14 protein-coding genes and 3 pseudogenes are annotated in these 19,079 nt (G+C 70.1%); 11 read left to right on the plus strand and 6 right to left on the minus strand.

Annotation, left to right across the window (positions count from 1 at the left end):
• Positions 1-114: 114 nt before the first annotated feature.
• Complete coding sequence (locus G3I77_RS36500) at positions 115-1,584, minus strand: non-reducing end alpha-L-arabinofuranosidase family hydrolase (RefSeq protein WP_248510885.1); 1,470 nt, start codon at positions 1,582-1,584, stop codon at positions 115-117.
• 500 nt (positions 1,585-2,084) lie between these two features.
• On the opposite strand from G3I77_RS36500, the gene G3I77_RS36505 reads away from it, so the two are divergent.
• The 3 genes from G3I77_RS36505 (at position 2,085) to G3I77_RS36515 (ending at position 5,729) form a co-directional block, all read left to right on the plus strand.
• The gene (locus G3I77_RS36505; protein ID WP_248510887.1) at positions 2,085-3,515 is read left to right on the plus strand and encodes an endo-1,4-beta-xylanase; all 1,431 of its coding nucleotides are present in this window, start codon (positions 2,085-2,087) and stop codon (positions 3,513-3,515) included.
• A 100-nt stretch (positions 3,516-3,615) separates the two neighbouring features.
• Positions 3,616-4,917 carry an RICIN domain-containing protein gene (locus tag G3I77_RS36510; RefSeq protein WP_248510909.1) on the plus strand — a complete coding sequence of 434 codons (1,302 nt, stop codon included), beginning with the start codon at positions 3,616-3,618 and terminating at the stop codon, positions 4,915-4,917.
• 404 nt (positions 4,918-5,321) lie between these two features.
• Entirely contained in the window at positions 5,322-5,729 is a 408-nt protein-coding gene (locus tag G3I77_RS36515) for a hypothetical protein (protein ID WP_248510889.1), read from the plus strand.
• Between the two features lie 40 nt (positions 5,730-5,769).
• Here G3I77_RS36515 and G3I77_RS36520 read toward each other — a convergent pair.
• The 4 genes and pseudogenes from G3I77_RS36520 to G3I77_RS36535 form a co-directional block, all read right to left on the minus strand.
• A pseudogene (locus G3I77_RS36520) lies at positions 5,770-5,945 on the minus strand (IS5/IS1182 family transposase); the annotation flags it as partial.
• Positions 5,946-6,283: 338 nt separating this feature from the next.
• The gene (locus tag G3I77_RS36525; protein WP_248510891.1) at positions 6,284-7,855 is read right to left on the minus strand and encodes an oleate hydratase; all 1,572 of its coding nucleotides are present in this window, start codon (positions 7,853-7,855) and stop codon (positions 6,284-6,286) included.
• Positions 7,856-8,055: 200 nt separating this feature from the next.
• The gene (locus G3I77_RS36530) at positions 8,056-8,478 is read right to left on the minus strand and encodes a hypothetical protein (RefSeq protein WP_248510893.1); all 423 of its coding nucleotides are present in this window, start codon (positions 8,476-8,478) and stop codon (positions 8,056-8,058) included.
• A gap of 40 nt (positions 8,479-8,518) precedes the next feature.
• Positions 8,519-9,733: a globin domain-containing protein gene (locus G3I77_RS36535; protein WP_248510894.1), complete on the minus strand. Its 1,215-nt coding sequence runs from the start codon at positions 9,731-9,733 to the stop codon at positions 8,519-8,521.
• Positions 9,734-10,089: 356 nt separating this feature from the next.
• Here G3I77_RS36535 and G3I77_RS36540 point away from each other — a divergent pair, with 356 nt between their 5' ends.
• From G3I77_RS36540 to G3I77_RS36570, 7 genes and pseudogenes are all read left to right on the plus strand, one after another.
• Complete coding sequence (locus G3I77_RS36540; RefSeq protein ID WP_248510895.1) at positions 10,090-11,001, plus strand: universal stress protein; 912 nt, start codon at positions 10,090-10,092, stop codon at positions 10,999-11,001.
• 27 nt (positions 11,002-11,028) lie between these two features.
• The gene (locus G3I77_RS36545) at positions 11,029-11,949 is read left to right on the plus strand and encodes a universal stress protein (protein ID WP_248510896.1); all 921 of its coding nucleotides are present in this window, start codon (positions 11,029-11,031) and stop codon (positions 11,947-11,949) included.
• A gap of 83 nt (positions 11,950-12,032) precedes the next feature.
• A pseudogene (locus G3I77_RS36550) lies at positions 12,033-12,570 on the plus strand (N-acetyltransferase family protein); the annotation flags it as partial.
• A gap of 135 nt (positions 12,571-12,705) precedes the next feature.
• A pseudogene (locus tag G3I77_RS36555) lies at positions 12,706-12,981 on the plus strand (flavodoxin domain-containing protein); the annotation flags it as partial.
• A 144-nt stretch (positions 12,982-13,125) separates the two neighbouring features.
• Positions 13,126-15,507, plus strand: coding sequence for a phosphoketolase (locus tag G3I77_RS36560; RefSeq protein ID WP_248510897.1), 2,382 nt, complete (start codon positions 13,126-13,128; stop codon positions 15,505-15,507).
• Positions 15,508-15,662: 155 nt separating this feature from the next.
• The gene (locus G3I77_RS36565; RefSeq protein ID WP_248510898.1) at positions 15,663-16,283 is read left to right on the plus strand and encodes a DoxX family membrane protein; all 621 of its coding nucleotides are present in this window, start codon (positions 15,663-15,665) and stop codon (positions 16,281-16,283) included.
• A 631-nt stretch (positions 16,284-16,914) separates the two neighbouring features.
• A complete protein-coding gene (locus G3I77_RS36570) occupies positions 16,915-17,802 on the plus strand; it encodes a universal stress protein (RefSeq protein WP_248510899.1) in 888 nt (295 codons plus the stop codon).
• A gap of 4 nt (positions 17,803-17,806) precedes the next feature.
• Here the strand turns inward: G3I77_RS36570 and G3I77_RS41330 are convergent, their stop codons facing one another.
• Positions 17,807-18,103 (minus strand): TrkA C-terminal domain-containing protein, encoded by a 297-nt coding sequence (locus G3I77_RS41330; RefSeq protein WP_248510901.1) that lies wholly within the window; start codon positions 18,101-18,103, stop codon positions 17,807-17,809.
• Positions 18,104-18,588: 485 nt separating this feature from the next.
• Here G3I77_RS41330 and G3I77_RS36580 point away from each other — a divergent pair.
• The coding region (locus tag G3I77_RS36580; protein WP_282574376.1) for a universal stress protein at positions 18,589-19,079 on the plus strand (491 nt) is incomplete at its 3' end.

The raw sequence follows: 19,079 nt of genomic DNA on the forward strand, positions 1-19,079 counted from the left end.
TCAGGGAGCTTCTGCCGTGTGAGCGCTTGCGTTGTCGCGTGACCGTGGCGGGCTCGGCCTTTCGCCGAGCCCGCCACGCCGGCTCCCTACCGGAGCCGGACTCGTGTCACGCCGTCAGCGCCGCAGTGTCAGCAGCCCCGGACGGTAGGGCAGGAGGCCGTAGTCGCCGCCGGAGTTGGGGCTGCGCCCCTGGTAGAGCAACTGCAGATTGCAGGGATCGACGGTCATGGTCTGATCGGCGCTGGTGCGGATCAGTTCGCCATGGCTGATGTCGTTGGTCCACGTGGCGCCACTGTTGGCCTTGCCGGCGAAGGGATTGCTCTCGGTCGCGGCCTGGGGCGTCCATGAGCCGTTCAGACTGGTGGCCGTGAACGAGCGGAAGTAGCGGCCCTGCGAGCCGATCGCCTCGACGATCATGAGGTAGCGGTTCTGGCCCTGCAGTTTGTAGACCTGCGGGGCTTCGAACAGGTTGTTCGTCGTATCGCTCATGATCGTCGTGTACGACGAGCCGAAGCTGCCCGGGAAGTTCCCGATCGGCATGCTGGCCCGGTAGATCTTGCCGTTGTCACCGGCGAAGAACAGGTACATGTTCGTCCCGTCCGCGATGAGCGTCTGGTCGATGGGTCCGGTTCCGGAGCCGGTGATGCTTCCGGAGAAGAGCACCTGCGGGGATGACCAGCCATTGGGGTTGGTGGGGTCGCTCGACGTCCGGTAGGAGAAGGCGGTCCCGCCCCACTGGTAGGCGAGCACCCAGATGTTCTTCGGCGCGAAGTAGAAGAGCGTGGGCGCGACGGTGGAGGCCGACATCGTGTTCTGGCTGGCCGAGGCCATCCCCGACCAGTTGGTGAACAGGCCGAAGTTCATCGAACCCCAACTCGTCCCCGTGTCGTGCGTCGTCGCATAGACGAGTTGCCTGCCGTTGTAGGGGACGACGGTGAAGTCCTTGAGCGAGACCCACCCCGGCTTGGGCTGCGCCAGCGCGCCCGTCGATGTCCAGCGGTAGGTCGACGGAAGATCGCACGGGCCGCCGGGGCTGTCCGCCCCGACCTTGACGAGCTGCCACTGCTGGTTGGTGCCGCCCCAGTCGTCGTACTGGACGATGTTCGCGCTGTCGGCGCTGGAGGCGCCCTGTACTTCGAGGGCCTTGTTGCTGTGGCGAGAGATGAACCTCACGTGGCCGTCCGAGCTGTCGGCCAGCCGCCACTGCTGGTTGGTGCCGTTCAGGTCGGCCCACTGGACGATCGAGCCGCCGTTCGCGGTGGACCAGTTGTGGACGTCCAGCACCTTGCCCGAGTGGCGGGACTTGATGCGGTAGTAGCCGCCCCCGGAATCGACGAACTGCCACTGCTGCTGGGTCTGATCGTTCCTGGTCCACTGGGTGATGCGGGCGCCGTCGCCGGTCGCCATGTTGTAGACGTCCAGGGCCTTGCCGCTGTTGCGGTTGACCAGCACATACGAGGCGTTGGGGTCTACGGTCGCCGCGCCGGCGGGCTGGGCACCGAGGAAGGTGGCCACGAGCAGCAAGGGTGCGAGGACGGCGAGTAAGCGCCTCAGGCGGACCAGGGACGGTGGGCGAAGAGACATCAGAGGGCCTCCTTGGGGGGGGCGGACAATCTCGAAACATTTCGAAGAATTCTCCGATGCTTCGACGGCACAAGCTAGGAATGTGCTGCCCACTGGTCAAGGCCTGTCGCCGATCTGTCCACAAACAGCGCCTCCCTTTTGGCTGGGCGAATCCGGCGACGACGGCGTCGAAGTTCACAGTTTGGCTAGCCGGGAGGGCGAATGTTTCGGGCGACAAACCGAAAGTTCTTCTGTGGAGAGTATTGACGATCCACCGTCAACGCCTCAATCATCCCTGTCTGAGAAGCCGGGCATAGTTCGAGATGTCGAACTGCGTCGGCTCTGAGCAGTCCGTGCCGCACGACAGCTCCGCGCACCAGAGCACCTGCGCCACCCCGTTCGTCCCGGTGGGGTTCGCACCAGCGCATCCTGGCTCTTCGCACAGTTGGAGAGGTACGCGACGCCGCTGGCGGTCCCCTGCGCTTCAGCCCTTCCGTGATGTCTACCTTGGAGGCACAGCCATGGGCTCGTATGCCCTTCCCAGACCCGTTGTCCGCCGGAGGATCCGCGGCCTGCTGCCGGCGCTGGTCGTGGGCGTCCTCGGCGCGGCCGGCGCACTGGTCGCACCGCCGGCCGCACACGCCGCCGAGACCACGCTCGGCGCCGCGGCGGCGCAGAGCGGCCGCTACTTCGGCACCGCCATCGCCTCGGGCAGGCTGGGCGACTCGGCCTACACGACGATCGCGGGCCGTGAGTTCAACTCGGTGACCGCCGAGAACGAGATGAAGATCGACGCCACCGAACCGCAGCGGGGCCAGTTCAACTTCACCGCCGCTGACCGCGTCTACAACTGGGCGGTGCAGAACGGCAAGCAGGTGCGCGGCCACACCCTGGCCTGGCACTCCCAACAGCCCGGCTGGATGCAGAGCCTCAGCGGCAGCACGCTGCGCCAGGCGATGATCCACCACATCAACGGCGTGATGGCCCACTACAAGGGCAAGATCACCCAGTGGGACGTCGTGAACGAGGCCTTCGAAGACGGCAATTCGGGAGCCCGGCGCGACTCCAACCTGCAACGCACCGGCAACGACTGGATCGAGGTCGCCTTCCGCACCGCCCGCGCCGCCGACCCGGCCGCCAAGCTCTGCTACAACGACTACAACGTCGAGAACTGGACCTGGGCCAAGACCCAGGCCATGTACCGCATGGTCCGGGACTTCAAGCAGCGCGGCGTGCCGATCGACTGCGTCGGCTTCCAGTCGCACTTCAACAACGGCAGCCCGTACAACAGCAACTTCCGCACCACCCTGCAGAGCTTCGCCGCCCTCGGTGTCGATGTGGCCATCACCGAGCTCGACATCCAGGGCGCCTCGCCCACGACCTACGCCAACGTGACCAACGACTGCCTGGCCGTCCCGCGCTGCCTCGGCATCACCGTCTGGGGTGTGCGCGACAGCGACTCCTGGCGACGGGAGCACACGCCGCTGCTGTTCAACGACAACGGCAGCAAGAAGCCCGCCTACACCGCCGTCCTCAACGCACTCAACGGCGGCTCCACCACGCCCCCTCCGGACGGCGGACCGATCAAGGGCGTCGGTTCTGGCCGCTGCCTGGACGTGCCCGGCACCAGCACCACCGACGGCACCCAGCTCCAGCTGTGGGACTGCAACAACGGCACCAACCAGCAGTGGACGCACACCGCCGCCGGCGAGCTCAGGGTCTACGGCAACAAGTGCCTGGACGCCGCCGGCACCGGCAACGGCACCAAGGTCCAGATCTACAGCTGCTGGGGCGGCGACAACCAGAAATGGCGCCTCAACTCCGACGGATCCATCGTCGGCGTCCAGTCCGGCCTGTGCCTCGACGCCGTCGGAAACGGCACGGCCAACGGCACCCTGATCCAGCTCTACTCGTGCTCGAACGGCGGCAACCAGCGCTGGACCCGCACCTGATGGGGCCTGCCACCGACGAAAGGCTGAGTCGATGAAGACCTACGGTGCGGCTTCCCCCGCCCCTCCACCCAGACAGCGCTGGTGGTCCCGGGTCGCCGCTGTGGTGGCCGCGACCCTCGCGATCGGCATGCTGGCCGTGGTGAAGCCGGCGCCCGCCGAGGCGGCGACGGTGGACCCCAATGCCTGGTACGTCCTGGTCAACCGCAACAGCGGCAAGGCGCTGGACGTCTCCGGCGCGTCCACCGCCGACGGCGCGCGGGTCGGCCAGTGGACGCGCAGCGACGGAGCCAACCAGCAGTGGCAGTTCATGGACTCAGGCGGTGGCTTCTACCGCCTCAAGGCCCGGCATTCGGGCAAGGTTCTCGACGTGGCCGGCGCCTCGACCGCGGACGGTGCCGCGATCCAGCAGTGGGCCGACCACAACGGGGCCAACCAGCAGTTCCGGCTGGCCGACTCCGACGCGGGCCACGTCCGGCTGGTCAACCGCACCAGCGGCAAGGCCGTGGAGGTGCAGGGCGCCTCCACCGCCGACGGCGGAAACGTCGTCCAGTACTCCGACTGGGGCGGCGCCAACCAGCAATGGCAGATGATCAAGCTGTCGTCCGGTGGTGGCGGCGGCTGCGGCAGCGCCCCGGCTCTGACGAGCGGTACGCACACGATCCAGAGCGGCGGCAAGAGCCGCAGCTTCATCCTCAGGGTTCCCGCCAACTACGACAGCGGCCACCGCTACCGGCTGATCTTCGCGTTCCACTGGCGGGGCGGAACCGCCGGCGACGTCGCCTCGGGCGGCACGAGCGGGAACGCCTGGTCCTACTACGGCCAACAGGAACAGTCCAACAACAGCGCCATCCTCGTCGCGCCCCAGGGCCTCGGCAACGGCTGGGCCAATTCGGGCGGTGAGGACGTCACCTTCGTCGACGACATGATCCGGCGCATCGAGAGCGGCCTCTGTGTCAACCCGGCACAGCGCTTCGCCACGGGATTCAGCTGGGGCGGCGGTATGAGCTACGCCCTCGCGTGCAGCCGGGCGAACGTCTTCAGGGCCGTCGCGGTCATCTCCGGCGCCCAGATCAGCGGGTGCAGCGGCGGCACCCAGCCCATCGCCTACTTCGGAATCCACGGCATCAGCGACAACGTCCTCGGCATCGCGCAAGGACGGTCCCTGCGCGACAAGTTCGTGGCCAACAACGGCTGCACTGCCCAAAGCCCGCGCGAGCCCGCCCCGGGCAGCCGAACGCACATCACCACCACCTATTCGGGCTGCCGTGCCGGATACCCGGTCCAATGGGCGGCGTTCGACGGAGGCCACATACCCGGCCCGGTCGACGGCTCCCCCAACGAAAGCGGCGTCACCACCTGGACCAAGGCAGAGATCTGGAGGTTCTTCGCACAGTTCCAGTGACACGCCCGCACCACGGAGTGGAGCCAGGACGAACCTGGCTCCACTCCGTCGACGTCTGCCCCGGGCTCTAGAAGAAGCCCAGCTTCTTCGGCGCATACGACACCAGCAGGTTCTTCGTCTGCTGGTGGTACACGCTTGCCCTCGCTTCTGACCTGCGACAAAGAGTGGAAACGTCAAGTGCCGGGCTGATTCGGTCCGCACCTGGTCCGGATCTTGATGACTGGTACGTGGTGCTAACGATGGGGCCGCGGTACCTCGCGCTATAGGGGGCGTCCGTGACACGTGCGGACTTTGTCGGCTTGCTCCGGCGGGGTCCTGCGTAGACGGGGACCTGGTATGACGACGCCCCGCCGACTTACTGGACGCTGCTGACTCAGTGCCGCGGGGTTGCGAGGATGCGCTGTGTGGTTACGAATGCGGAGTGGGAGCGGATTCGAGGGAACCTGCGCTTCGGGCAGGTCTTGATGGGCACAGTCGTGAAGGTGCCCAGCCCTGGAGCGATCGGGATTTTCGTAGAGATCGGCTTGGGCGTCGGGGGCTTCGTCGACGTTCTGCTGTTGCCGGAACAGGCAGAACAATGGCCCGCTGAAGGAACCATCACTGATTTTGAGGTTTGGTGGGCGGACAGCCGTCAGCAGGTCCGGCTGAAGCCGTCCGATCCGGAGTATTTGCGGAAGGACTTCGCGGACTTCACTGCCCGTGTCAGACCCGGTTGGTCAACCGACATCGGCCGGCCCGTTCGCGACAGCGGGCCGGTCACTGCGCAGGAGCTTGCTTCGCTACTTGATCGGCAGGAGCGCCGCGAGGTGTGAGACGCGGGCGCGGGCGCGGGGCGTTTGAACGATGCCTGCCCGGTGACCACGCCGGCCCGCCACGCGTTGGAAGCGCTCTGCGAACTCCTCGTCGCCGAACAGCGGTCCCGGCTCATCCCGGACTGTGATGGCGAGGCTTCCCTTCGGAATCGCCGCTCGCGCCACCCGAACCGTCTCCGCTGGAATCTTCCCCGGCCCCATCGGCGGCATGGCCACAGCACCCACCCCCAAGGCACATCGGCCTTCACGACCCCAACTGGTCGTGAAGGCCGACGTCACGTTGCGCCCTGAATTCGCCAACGGCGTCACTTACTACGGCGGGGCGCGGCCCTCGTCGGCCACCAGCCGCTGCCACGACCGGTCGGGTGCGGGCTGGCCAACTCGTGCAGCCCATCGGTGTCGGCGCTGACGATCTCGAGGGCGTCAAGAGATGTGGGTGCCGCGGTCTGTTCGCCGCCCTGTAGGTCTTCAAACTGATCGGAACGGTACCCGGCACCCGATTCGAAGCCCGGTTCCGGCTGGGTCGGGAGCGCGACCGCTGATCACGTTCCCGGTTACCGGCGGTGCACGGTTTCCAGGGCGGCGGCCAGGACGTGGGGGTCGTGGTGGCCCTTGTAGACGGCGGGTGGGTGCTTGTCGAGCTTCAGGAGTCGGGCAACGGCCGTCCAGGCGGTGCGTACCGAGTACTCGACGGTGAACACGACGTCGTCCGGTACCTCGGTGAACTGCCCGATGAAGGCGAGGTTGACCGACCCGTCGGGCACGACCTTGGGGCGGTCTTCGCGGCGGCGGGCGAGGAACTGGCTGGTGATGTAAGGCATCAGGCAGGGCACGACGGTGGAGGTCTCCCGGACCCGGGCCGCCACAGCCTCGTCGAACGGCAGGTGGTGCAGGATCTCGTCGAGGATCTCCCGGCCGGAGCACATCGTCATGGGTTTCGGTGTGTGGTTGCCGGCGCGGCCGGGGTGCAGGGCGTAGCCCCACCAGACGAAGACGCCTTCGGGCTGGTCGCGGTAGACGGGCTGGCGCGGGGCGACGAGGGTGAGCAGCCAGGCGGAGTCGGTGAAGGTCGTCAGGCCGCCGCGGCCGGTCGCCCGGCCGCTGAACTCCTTCAGGGCGTCGAGGAAGGCTGGATCGCTCGCGGTGACCGTGAACGACTCCCAGCGGGACTCCTTGACGCGCTTGTCGAAGACGGCAGGGTCGCCGAAGTCGTCGCGTCCTCGGGACAGTCGGTGCCACAGCAGCCAGGCGTCGGAGCGGTGGGGGCGCGGGGACGGTGCGGAGGTGTGCGAGCCGAGGCTGGAGGCGTCGGTCATGGAGCCGTTGGTGACCAGGACCAGGTCCTCGGGGGCCACCTCGACCTGTTCGTCGTGGCCGCCGCGGGAGAGGTAGACGGTCTCGACTCGCGTACTGCGGCGGCCCGGTGCGAGGCCGAGGTCGGTGACGTGGCAGCCGGTGTGGAGGGTGACGCCGCGTTTGCGCAGCCAGGCGGTCAGGGGTCGCACGAGGGAGTCGTACTGGTTGTAGCGGGTGTGGTGGATGCCGGACATGGAGGAGAACTCGGGGAGGAGGTGGATGAAGCGCCTGAGGTAGCGGCGGAACTCGATGGCGCTGTGCCAGGGCTGGAAGGCGAACGTGGTGCACCACAGGTACCAGAAGTTCGTGGTGAAGAAGTGCTCGCCGAAACAGTCCGTGATCCGCTTGCCGTCCAGGTGCCCCTCGGGAGTTGCCAGGCAGCGGACCAGCTCCAGGCGGTCACGTTCGGAGAAGCCCATCGAGTGCGTGTCGACGATCTTCCCGTCGCCGTCGACGAGGCGTGCGGTGTCGTCCCAGGCGAAGTCCTCGTGTCCGGCCAGGATCTCGTCGGTCACCGATACAGAGGGGTCGTCGAGAGTCGGAATGCCGGACAGCAGGTCGTAGGTGCAGCGGTACTCGGCCTCGAACATCCGCCCGCCGCGCATGGTGTAGCCGGTATGGGCCGTGCCGCCCGCGTCCAGACTGCCCCCGATGTCCCGCTGCTCCTCGAAGAGGTGGATGTCCGTTCCGTCGAACCCGCCGTCGCGGATCAGGAACGTGGCCGCGGCGAGCGCCGCGATTCCGCTGCCCACCAGATAAGCCTTCGCCATCACACAACTCCTTGTTCTCGCCCGTTGATCGGGAACCGCGCGGCTTCAGCGTTTCCTGGGCCGATGAGTGCCGTCTGTGGGCCGTCGGGTACCTGTGTGGGCCGAAGGGCCCGAGAGGTGGGCGCCATGGACGAGTGCGGGCTACCACGCAGGCCCGGTCGATGGACCCTCTCCGACGTAGCCCGGCACGTACCGGGGTCTTACGCCGGGTGGTCGTCCGCCGTTCTGTCGTCGCTTTCCGAGGGATGCGGGGTACCGGGGCCGCCGCGCCACGGCGGGATCGCCGCCCGGTGGCCGTTGTGTCCGGAGTGGGCCGCCTTGTCGGTCTGGCGACGCAGCCGGTACTGGAGCTGGTCGACGAGTTCGTGGCCGGTGGCTTCCTCGGCGTGCACGACGACGTCACGCCGTCCGACGTGCAGGGTGGCTGTGGCCGACCAGGGGCGGTCCGCGTGGTGAGCGGCCGCCTTCGTGATGCGCACCTCGCCAGTGACGGCGGGCAGCCCCGGCCGGGCCACGATGACGTCGATCTTCGTGCGGGCGTACGCCAGGGTCTCCTCGTCCACCTCGCCGTCCGAGCGCAGCAGCACGCCGGGAGCGGTGGTCTGAGTGTCGTTGCTGGTCATGTCAGGGCCTCTTCTGGAGTGCGGTGGCATCGTGGGGTGTTCAGTCCGCTTGGCCGGGCAGCCACAGGTCAGGGCCGAAGACCTCGTAGCGGATGTGTCGGGCGGGGACTCCGGCGGCCAGCAGTTGGGCGCGGACGTCGCGCATGAAGGGGAGCGGGCCGCACAGAAACACCGTGGCGTTCTCGGGCAGTTCGACGCCGTGGAGGTTCATCAGGCCCTCGCGGGCGGTGGGTTCCTGCGGGCCGGGGTGCTCGTACCAGAAGACTGCGCGGGCGTCCGGCAGTTGCTCGACCAGGTCGGTGGTCTCCGTGCGCAGGGCGTGGTCGGCGGGGGAGCGGTCGGCGTGCAGAACCAGTACCGGCCGGGTCGAGGCGAGGGCGGTGAGGTGGGCCAGGATGCCGGTCATGGGGGTGTTGCCGATTCCGGCCGAGACCAGTACGACCGGGGTGGTGGCGTCGGCCGGGTCGTCGAGCGCGACGTCGCCGAACGGGGCGGAGAGCGTCAGTTCGTCTCCGGCGCGGACGTGGCGGTGCAGCAGGGTGGAGACCTCGCCGTCCGGGGCGTCGGCCGTGGCGGCGATCCGCTTGACGGTGATGCGGCGCAGTTCTCCGCCCGGGTCGGAGGAGAGGCTGTACTGGCGCAGCTGGTGTACTCCGTCGGGCATGCGCAGGCGGACGCTGACGTACTGGCCCGCCCGGGCCCGGGGCGCGGGTGCGCCGTCGGTGGGCCTGAGGAGGAAGGACACCACGTCGTCGGTCTCGGTGCGGCGCTCGACGACCGTCCATTGCCGCCAGATCCGGCCGGGCTCGACGCCCGCGTCCTGGTAGAGACGGGCCTCCCGGCCGATGAGGGCGCCGGCCATCAGCCAGTACACCTCGTCCCAGGCGGCCGCCACCTGAGGGGTGACCGCGTCGCCGAGGACCTCGGCTATCGCGCCGAACAGGTACTTGTGCACGATCGTGTACTGGTCGTCGGTGACTCCGACCGCGGCGTGCTTGTGTGCGATCCGGTCCAGCAGGACATCCGGGCGCGTGTCCGGGTGGTCGAGCAGAGTGGTCGCGAACGCGGCGATCGAGCCGGCCAGTGCGCGGCGCTGGGCTCCGCTGGCCTGGTTGCCGCGGTTGAACATCCCGTCGAGTAGTTCCGGCCGGTCGCGGAACATCGCGCCGTAGAAGCGGGTCGTGATCTCGTCCAGCGCTGCGGCCACGGCAGGCAGCGTGGAACGGACAATGGCGGCGGACTCTGCGGACAGCATGAAGCCTCCCTGACAGGGCTGATGAGGGGTGCAAACGTGCAAGGACGGGGTGCAAGGACCCCTGAGGGGGAGAGAGCCGCACTCGGTGCCGGACGGCCATCTCCTGTGTATCAGTCACCAGACCGCGTCCCGGGGCCGTTTCGCGTCCTGGGGCGAAGAGGGGCCCATCGGCCCCACAGACTCGGGCGCACCGGCCCCACGGGGTGCCGGAAGACCAGGGCCGAACGGCGCCGCAGCGTGGTACGGGGACGCCGATGGGGCCGATCGGCCCCGGACGGGGGACCTGCGGTACCTGCACCCGTGTCCTCCCTCGCCACCACTCTGACATCGCAACCCCGATACAGGAGGTGGACAGCATGTCCCGCAACATCACCGTGGGCCTCGACGGCTCAGCAGAGAGTCGCGCGGCTGCCGAGTGGGCGGCCAGGGAGGCGAAGTTGCGCGGCCTGCCGCTGCGGCTGGTGCACGTCTGGGAGCCCGTTCCGGAGCCCATGGCGCAGGCGCAGGCTCCGCTGCTCGGCGCGGGGAAGCTGCGGCACTGGAGCGAACGGATTCCGCGCGAGGCGGCCGACGGCCTGCGCCGGCGCCACCCCGGCCTCCGGGTGGAGACCGAACCGATTCCCGGCAGGCCGATGGACGCGTTGCCCGAGGCGGCGAAGGACACCGAGCTGCTGGTCCTCGGCTCGCGTGGGCTGAGCGGGATCGGAGGATTCCTCGTCGGGTCCGTGGGCGCGGCCGTGATCGCGCACACCGACACCCCCGTCGTCATGGTGCGGGCCGGGGAACAGGCCGCCGACGAGCACGAGATGGACCCCGCCGGCATTCCGTCCGCCGCCACCGCGTACCGGCCCGTCGTGCTCGGCCTGGACACCGCCCGCCCCGACGACACGGTGATCGCCTTCGCCTTCGAGGAGGCCGCCCTCCGCGGCACCGCACTGCGAGTCGTGCACGGCTGGAACCTCCCGCCCTACTTCGCCTACGGCCTGCCCGCCGACGCCGAACTCAACGCCGCACTCGGCCGGCAGGAAGCCGCCGCCCTCGCCGCGGTGCTGCGGCCCTGGCGGCAGAAGTACCCGGACGTCGAGGTCGTCGAGGAGTCCCCGTCGGGCAGCCCGGCCAACCACGTCCTCGACGCCTCCCGCGAGGCGTCCCTGGTCGTCGTCGGACGCCGGGTCCGCCGAAGCCCGTTCGGCGTCCACATCGGCCCCGTCACACACGCGGTGCTGCACCACGCCACCGCCCCCGTCGCCGTCGTCGCGCACGACTGACCGGGCCGCAGGAAGGGAGTGGAGACCATGAACACGGCAGACGAGAACGCGGCGGTCGAGCGAGCCCTCGGCGGGCCCCTGGTCGTTGGTGTCGACGGTTCCGAGCCGAGCCTGCGGGCCGCTGACTGGGCGGCTGACGAGGCCGCCCTGCGCGGTGTGCCACTACGCGTGGTGTACGCCTGCCTCTGGGACCGGTACGAGGGTGCCGCGCTCGCCCGGGACATCGGCGAAGCGACCGAACTTCCCCTGCCTCAGGACGTGGTGGGTGCCGCCGCCGAGCGGGCACGCGCCCGGCACCCCGGCCTGCGGGTCACCGTCGACGTGGTGTTCGAGGAGCCGGAGAACGCCCTGGTCCGCGCGGCCCGGAACGCCTCCGCGCTGGTCGTGGGCACCCGCGGCCGCAGCGGTCTTGCCGAGAGGCTGCTCGGCTCCGTCAGCCTGACCGTCGCCGCACACGCCGACTGCCCGGTGATCGTGTTGCGCGGCAGCCACGACAACCAGGCGACGCCGCCGGTGCGCGGACGGGTCGTCGTGGGCGTCGGCGAGGACACGAAGGAGCCGGAGGCGGTTCGCTTCGCCGTCGAGGAGGCGCAGCGGCGCGGGGTGCCTCTGGAGGCCGTACGAGCATGGCGCTGCCCCGCGCACGAGCCCGGCGGATATCCCCTGATGGTCGGCGAACCCACCCGCCAGCACGAGGAGCAGGCCGTCGAGGAACTCGAAGCGGCGCTGCGGGACCTCCCGGCGGATGTCGACGTGCGCCGGCGCACCGTCGAGGGCCACGCCCGCCGGGCGCTGCTGGACGCCTCGCACAGCGCCGACCTCCTGGTCGTCGGCGCCAGCCGGCGCGAGGGGCACTTCGGGCTCCAGCTCGGCCGTACCGCCCACGCGGTGCTCCACCACTCCGCCTGCCCGGTCGCGATCGTGCCGCACCGGAGGCACGACGCCTGACCGGCGTCTCAGAGAACTCAGAGGCTCGCCGCGTGAGAACCGCCGGATGCTCGAAACGACCAGAGGCATTGAGGAGTCCTGCGATGACGCACGACGTGACCGACCCCCCCCGTACACGCACTGCTCGCCGACGGCAGCATCGTGTGTATCCGTCGTGGTGGCGAACGACCACGACCAGGTGGAGGGGCTGTACGAGGAGATGTCCTCGGAGAACCTCCGCCTGCGGTTCTTCGCCGCGAGCCGGCGGTCGGCCCGTCTTGCGGCCGACCGGGCCTGTGCCCTGGTGCGCCCGGGATACCGGGCGTTGCCGACCGAGACGCAGCGCAGGGTGATCGGCTCGCCGAGTACGACGCCGGCGACGAGAAGGACGAGGCAGAGGTCTCTGTCGCCGTTGCCGACGGACTGCACCACCGTGGGGTGGGAACCCTGCTCGTCGAGCACCTCGCCTCCGCGACCCGCGTGGACGGCATCACGACCTTCACGGCCGACGCGCTCAGTGAGAACCACGAGGTGCTGAACCTCTTCACCGACCTCGGTCTGCGCATGGCTCGCCGCTTCGAGGGCCCGGAGGTGCGCTGCACCATCGCCCTCGACCGGAGCGACCCCTACCTCACAGCGGTGCTGCAGCTCCCGGCGCCCACTCCTGAGTTGATCGACGACCTGCTCGCCGTACTCCCGTACGGCGCCGCGGTGGGCAACCCGATCGACGCCACCGCGACGACTGGCTGCGCCGCCTGTGAGAGGAGGCGTACCGCCATGACCGGCACCGTGTTGGTCACCTGCGGAAGCACGAACGGATCGACCGCGCAGATCGCCGAAACCATCGCCGAGGTCCTGCGCCAGAACGGTCGGACGGTCGAGGCGCTTCAGGCCCGGTCCGTCACGAGCGTGGCGTCGTACGACGCGGTGGTCGCCGGCGGCGGACTGTACGCCGGACGCTGGCAGAAGCCCGCCCGCCGGTTCCTCCTCCGGCACCGCCGCGCTCTGGCCCGACGCCCGTTGTGGCTGTTCAGCAGCGGCCCGCTCGACGCCTGACGTGAGAACCTCCTGACGCCCACCGCCGCGTCCGTGGATGGCCCGGTCGGCCCTGTCGGGTGCCCGGCGGGGTGAGGGAAGGTGAGGACAGTCCGGACCCTCTTGCACCTCCGACTACCCCGACCCGGAAGGGAACCCCTGATGTCCGTCGACACACGGCCGGCGTCCGCCCCGCTCACCGAGGACGAGCTGAGGACGCTGGATGCCCACTGGCGCGCCGCGAACTACCTGTCCGTCGGTCAGATCTACCTCATGGCGAACCCCCTGCTGACCGAGCCGCTGCGTCCCGAGCACGTCAAGCCGCGGCTGCTCGGCCACTGGGGCACCTCGCCCGGGCTGAACCTGGTCCACACTCACCTCAACCGCCTGATCAAGGCACGCGGCCAGGACGCACTGTGCATCTGGGGGCCGGGACACGGCGGCCCCGCGGTCCTCGCCAACTCCTGGCTGGAGGGCACCTACAGCGAGACCTACCCCGACATCCCCCGGGACGCGATCGGCATGGAGAGGCTGTTCCGGCAGTTCTCCTTCCCCGGCGGCGTGCCCAGCCACGTCGCCCCCGAGACACCCGGCTCGATCCACGAGGGAGGCGAGCTCGGCTACGCCCTCTCCCACGCCTACGGCGCCGCCCTCGACAACCCGGACCTGCTCGTCGCCTGCGTGATCGGCGACGGCGAGGCGGAGACCGGCCCGCTCGCCGCCTCCTGGCACTCCAACAAGTTCCTCGACCCCGTCCACGACGGCGCCGTCCTGCCGATCCTCCACCTCAACGGCTACAAGATCGCCAACCCGACCGTGCTGTCCCGCCTGCCCGAATCCGAACTCGACGCCCTGCTACGGGGATACGGCCACATCCCGATCCACGTCAGCGGCGACGACCCGATGACGGTGCACCGGGCGATGGCCGCCGCGATGGACGACGCGCTGGACCGCATCGCGCTCCTCCAGCGCAGCGCGCGCGAAGACGGCGTGTCCGAGCGGTCGCACTGGCCGGTGATCGTGCTACGCACACCGAAGGGCTGGACCGGCCCGGCCGAGGTCGACGGACTGCCGGTGGAGGGCACCTGGCGCTCCCACCAGGTGCCGCTGGCCGCCGTACGGGACAACCCGCAGCATCTGCGGCAGCTGGAGACATGGCTGCGCTCCTACAAGCCGGAAGAACTCTTCGACGCGCAGGGCAGCCCCCGCGAGCATGTGCTGTCCTGCGTCCCGGACGGCTCCCGGCGCCTGGGCGCCACCCCGCACGCCAACGGCGGCCTGCTGCTGCGCGAACTGCCGCTGCCCTCACTGGAACGCTACGCCGTGCCCGTCGACAAGCCCGGCGTGACCCTGCACGAACCCACCCGCGTCCTCGGCGATCTGCTGGAGCACGTCATGCACGCCACCCGCGAGCGGCGTGACTTCCGGCTCGTGGGACCGGACGAGACCGCCTCCAACCGGCTCCAGGCCGTCTTCGACGCCAGCGGCAAGGCGTGGCAGGCACAGACCCTTCCCGGCGACGAGCACCTGGACCGGCACGGCCGGGTGATGGAGATCCTGTCCGAACACACCTGCCAGGGCTGGCTGGAGGGATATCTGCTCACCGGCCGGCACGGGCTGTTCTCCTGCTACGAGGCGTTCGTCCACATCGTCGACTCCATGGTCAACCAGCACATCAAGTGGCTGCGCGTCACCCGCCGCCTGCCCTGGCGCGCTCCCATCGCCTCCCTCAACTACCTGCTCACCTCGCACGTGTGGCGCCAGGACCACAACGGCTTCTCCCATCAGGACCCGGGCTTCGTCGACCACATCCTCAACAAGAGCCCGGAAGCGGTACGGGTCTACCTGCCGCCGGACGCCAACACACTGCTGTCGGTGGCAGATCACGCGCTGCGCAGCAAGGACTACGTGAACGTGATCGTGGCCGGCAAGCAGCCCTGCTTCGACTGGCTGTCGATGGAACAGGCGAAGGCGCACTGCGCCCGTGGCGCGGGGATCTGGGAGTGGGCGGGGACGGAGAACGGCCGAGAGCCGGACGTCGTACTGGCCTGCGCGGGCGACGTGCCCACCCAGGAGATTTTGGCCGCCGCCCAGCTGCTGCGCAGGCACCTGCCCGACCTCGCCGTCCGCGTCGTGAACGTCGTCGACATCGCCCGGCTGCTGCCCAGCGAGGAACACCCGCACGGCATGAGCGACTTCGAGTACGACGGCCTGTTCACCACCGACAAGCCGGTGATCTTCGCCTACCACGGCTACCCGTGGCTCATTCACCGCCTCGCCTACCGCCGCACCGGCCACAAGAACCTCCATGTGCGCGGCTACAAGGAGATCGGGACGACAACCACCCCGTTCGACATGGTCGTCGGCAACGACCTCGACCGCTACCGGCTGGTCATGGACGTCATCGACCGCGTCCCCGGCCTCGCGGTGCGCGCAGCGACCGTACGCCAGCGGATGGAGGACGCCCGGCTGCGCCACCGCGAGTGGATCCGCGTCCACGGCGTCGACCTGCCGGAGGTCGCCGACTGGTCCTGGGACGGCTGAATCCGATGCCAACAGGCCCCGGCCGGCGGGACGTTCGGCTCGCTGCCCGGGCCTTGCAGCCCCTCCGGCGGGCGTGAGCGACGCGGGACATTGAAGGCGCAACGAGAAGTCGGCCCCCATCCTGCGTGTCACACCCCTCGAAAGGGATGAGCATCGTGGCAGTGCACGATCACCCCCACCGGCATCTGCGATTCCGCTTCCCGTCCCTGCGCCGGAGGGGGACGGCGCCCGCGTCCGGTGAGGTGACGACCGCGGCGGCGGCCACCCAGGCGTACGCATTCGCCGGTCTGCGCCTGCTGACCGGGTTCGTCTTCCTGCGGGCGTTCCTGGACAAGACCTTCGGCTTCGGCTACGCCACGCAGTCCGGCAACGGCTGGATCGACGGCGGCTCGCCCACCAAGGGCTTCCTCGGCGGTGTGGCCGTCGGGCCGATGGAATCCACCTTCCACGACTGGGCCGGGGCCACTTGGGCCGACTGGCTGTTCACGCTCGGCCTGCTCGGCATCGGTATCGCCCTGATCGCCGGCATCGGCCTGTGGCTCGCGGCGGTCGCCGGAACGCTGATGATGGCGCTGATGTGGATCGCGGAGTGGCCGCCGGCCCAGCACCTGTCCGACGGCTCGGCGAGCATGTCGACCAACCCGTTCGCCGACTACCACCTCATCTACGCCGTCGTCCTCATCGCCCTCGCGGCCGCGGGCGCCGGCGCCACCTGGGGCCTGGGCAAGGCATGGGCACGGCTGCCCTTCGTCAGCCGCAACCGCCGGCTCCTGTGAGGGCCGCGGCTCCGCCACAGCCATTCCTGCCACGAGCTGCCGGGTGAACCGGGGCCCGGCGTCAGGGCCCCATTTGAACGGCGTCTCCTGGCACGCCTGGATGACCGGGGGCCATCACCTCGCCGACTTTGGATGTCTTCACGGCGGTTCCCTTCTCCGCTGGTGCCCGTGGAGGGGCACCGGTCTGCGCGGGTGGCTGCGGAGGGCGACCGCCTTCCCGCGTACGGCCGCTGCGGGCCGACCCGTGTCCCCGCCGGGCGAGGTGCCGGTGGCGGGCATCGGGGGCCGGAACTCTCGGGTGAGGGCGGCCGGTCCGGCCGCTGCTGTCCGGTTGGACTGTCCGGGATGGCAGACCCCTCTACAGCCTCCCGAGCACCGGCTTTGACAGGGCAGGGCCGACCGGCCCTGAACTCCGGGGCGAACTTCCCTCCTGCCGCCTGGACCCGGTCGGTGACGACGCCGCCACAACGTGGGCGCAACGATCGGCCGCCGGGCGCCGGTAGGGGTACGTCGCCGCCGCGACGGAGTGCCGGTCGGCCCTGGCCGTGGCGCCATCAGGCCCATGCACACGGGGCGCGGCCGGGGGAGTGTGACGGGTGAGAGCAACGGCGTACTGGATGTGGGAGGCACGATGAGCGGTGTGGTGGTAGTCGGCGTGGACGGGTCGGCGTCGAGTCTCGCCGCGGTCGAGGTCGCGGCACGGGAGGCGCGGTTGCGCGGGGCGGGGCTGCGGGTGGTGCACGCGTTCATCTGGCCCGCGCTGCACGTGCCCCTTGGCCCGTCGCCGTCGGGCCCGCCCGTGGGCGGGCTCCGGAACCTGGCCGACCGTCTGGTGGCCGAGGCGGTCGCGCGGGCGCGCGCCGCGGAATCGGAGGTCGAGGTCAGTCATGCCGTGGTGACCGGAGAGCCGCTGACGGTCCTTCAGGCGCAGTCGCGTGCGGCTGAGCTGGTGGTGGTCGGATCCCGTGGCATGGGTGGGTTCGTGGGGCTGCTGGTCGGGTCGACGGCCGTCCATCTGGCGGCACACGGCCGGTGTCCGGTGCTGGTCGTGCGGGAGCAGCCGAGTCCGGAGGGCCCGATCGTGCTGGGCGTCGACGGTTCGGCTGCGGGCGGGCCGGCGGTGGACTACGCCTTCGCCGAGGCCGAGCTGCGGAAGGCGCCGCTGGTGGCGTTGCACGCCTGGACGACCTGGAACGCGCCGATGCCCGCGCCGCAGGACTCGTCGATGCCGTACGCGAACCCGCCGGGCGCCCTGGCAGGGGAGGAGGAGCGCCTGCTGTCCGAGGCGCTCGCCGGACGCCAGGAACGGCATCCGGGTGTGGTGGTGGAGCACCGAGTGGTGCACGGCGGGACACGGGAGGCGCTGATCGAGGCGAGCCGGTCGGCCCAGCTGGTGGTGACCGGAGCCCGGGGCCGGGGTGGTTTCGCCGGGCTGCTGCTCGGCTCGGTCAGTCAGGCCCTGCTGCATCACGCCTACTGCCCGGTCGCGGTGGTGCGGGGAACGGACCCGCGGCACTGACATTTCACCACCAGGATGTCCCCGGCCCGCAGGGTCTGGCCCGGTCCGGGGAGGCGATCACGTCCTCGCCACGGACGACGGCCACAATCGAAGCACCGGTGCGGGTCCGGGCCCGCGTGTCCCCCAGGGCCCGGTCGGCGAACGGGCTGCCGGGACGCACCTCGACCTGACCCGCGCTCAGGCCGGGCACCTCGCGGGTCAGATCGGCGAACCGCTCGGCGATCCGCTCGGCGATCCGCGGGGGCGCCGAGGATCTCGGCGAGGGCGTCCGCCTCCTGGCTGGTGAGCCGGAGGACCGCAAGGGCCTCGTCCGGATCGTCGCCGGGGTACACCATCAGTTCGAAGTCGCCCGAGCACTGGGCGACGACCCCGATCCGGTCGCCCTCGTCATTGACGAACTCGTGGCGCAGCCCGACGCCGGGCAGCAGCACCTCGTTGACGTCCATGTGGATCTCCCCGTTGTCACGCATTCGGATGCTTCGCGCCGGGCCGTGGCCTCAGCCCACCGCGCGCGTTCTTCCGTTGGCATCGAGGCGGCCCGCCGTGCACAGGTTTTCGGCAGCCGTCGCGGGGTGCTGGAGCCGTCGTACAGGTCGTACGGCAGCCGCCGGAGCAGCGCGGCAGGTGATCGGTGTCGTGAGCACCCCGGGGTGCCCGACAGGGCCGAGCGGCCCCTTGGCACGGACTGACGGCCCCTGGGCGTACCGGGCCGGCTGCCCGAGGCTGGAAGCCGAGGGGCCGCGCGTCGGTGATGGTCCGGGACGGGAGTATCCAGTGAGTGAGCCAATGAGTGACCGTGATCCGGTGATCGTAGGAGTGGACGGTTCGCACTCCAGCATCGGCGCTGTCGAGGCTGCGGCCCGTGAGGCACACCTGCGTGGAGTGGGGCTGCGGATCGTGCACGCCTTCGGGCAGGTGCCCGGGCACCTGCCGGCCGGCACGCCACCGTGGAACCCCGCCGACCACGGCCTGGAGCCAATGGTGCGGGGCGCACTGGCCCGCGCCGAGGAACGGGCACACGCGATCGCGCCGGACATCGAGATCACCCGGTCGGTGGTGGCCGGGGATGCGCTTGAGGTGCTGGAGATCGAGTCGCGGTCGGCGGCGCTGGCGGTGGTCGGCAGCCGGGGCCTGGGCAGCTTCTCGGGATTGCTGCTGGGCTCGACGGCGGTGCATCTTGCCGCCCACGGTCGCTGCCCTCTGATGGTGGTGCGGGGCCGCCCCGATCCGGCCGGCCCAGTGGTACTGGCCGTGGACGGCTCCGACGCCGGCGAGGC

The sequence above is a fragment of the Streptomyces sp. D2-8 genome (assembly GCF_023184515.1).
Taxonomy (GTDB): Bacteria; Actinomycetota; Actinomycetes; order Streptomycetales; family Streptomycetaceae; genus Streptomyces.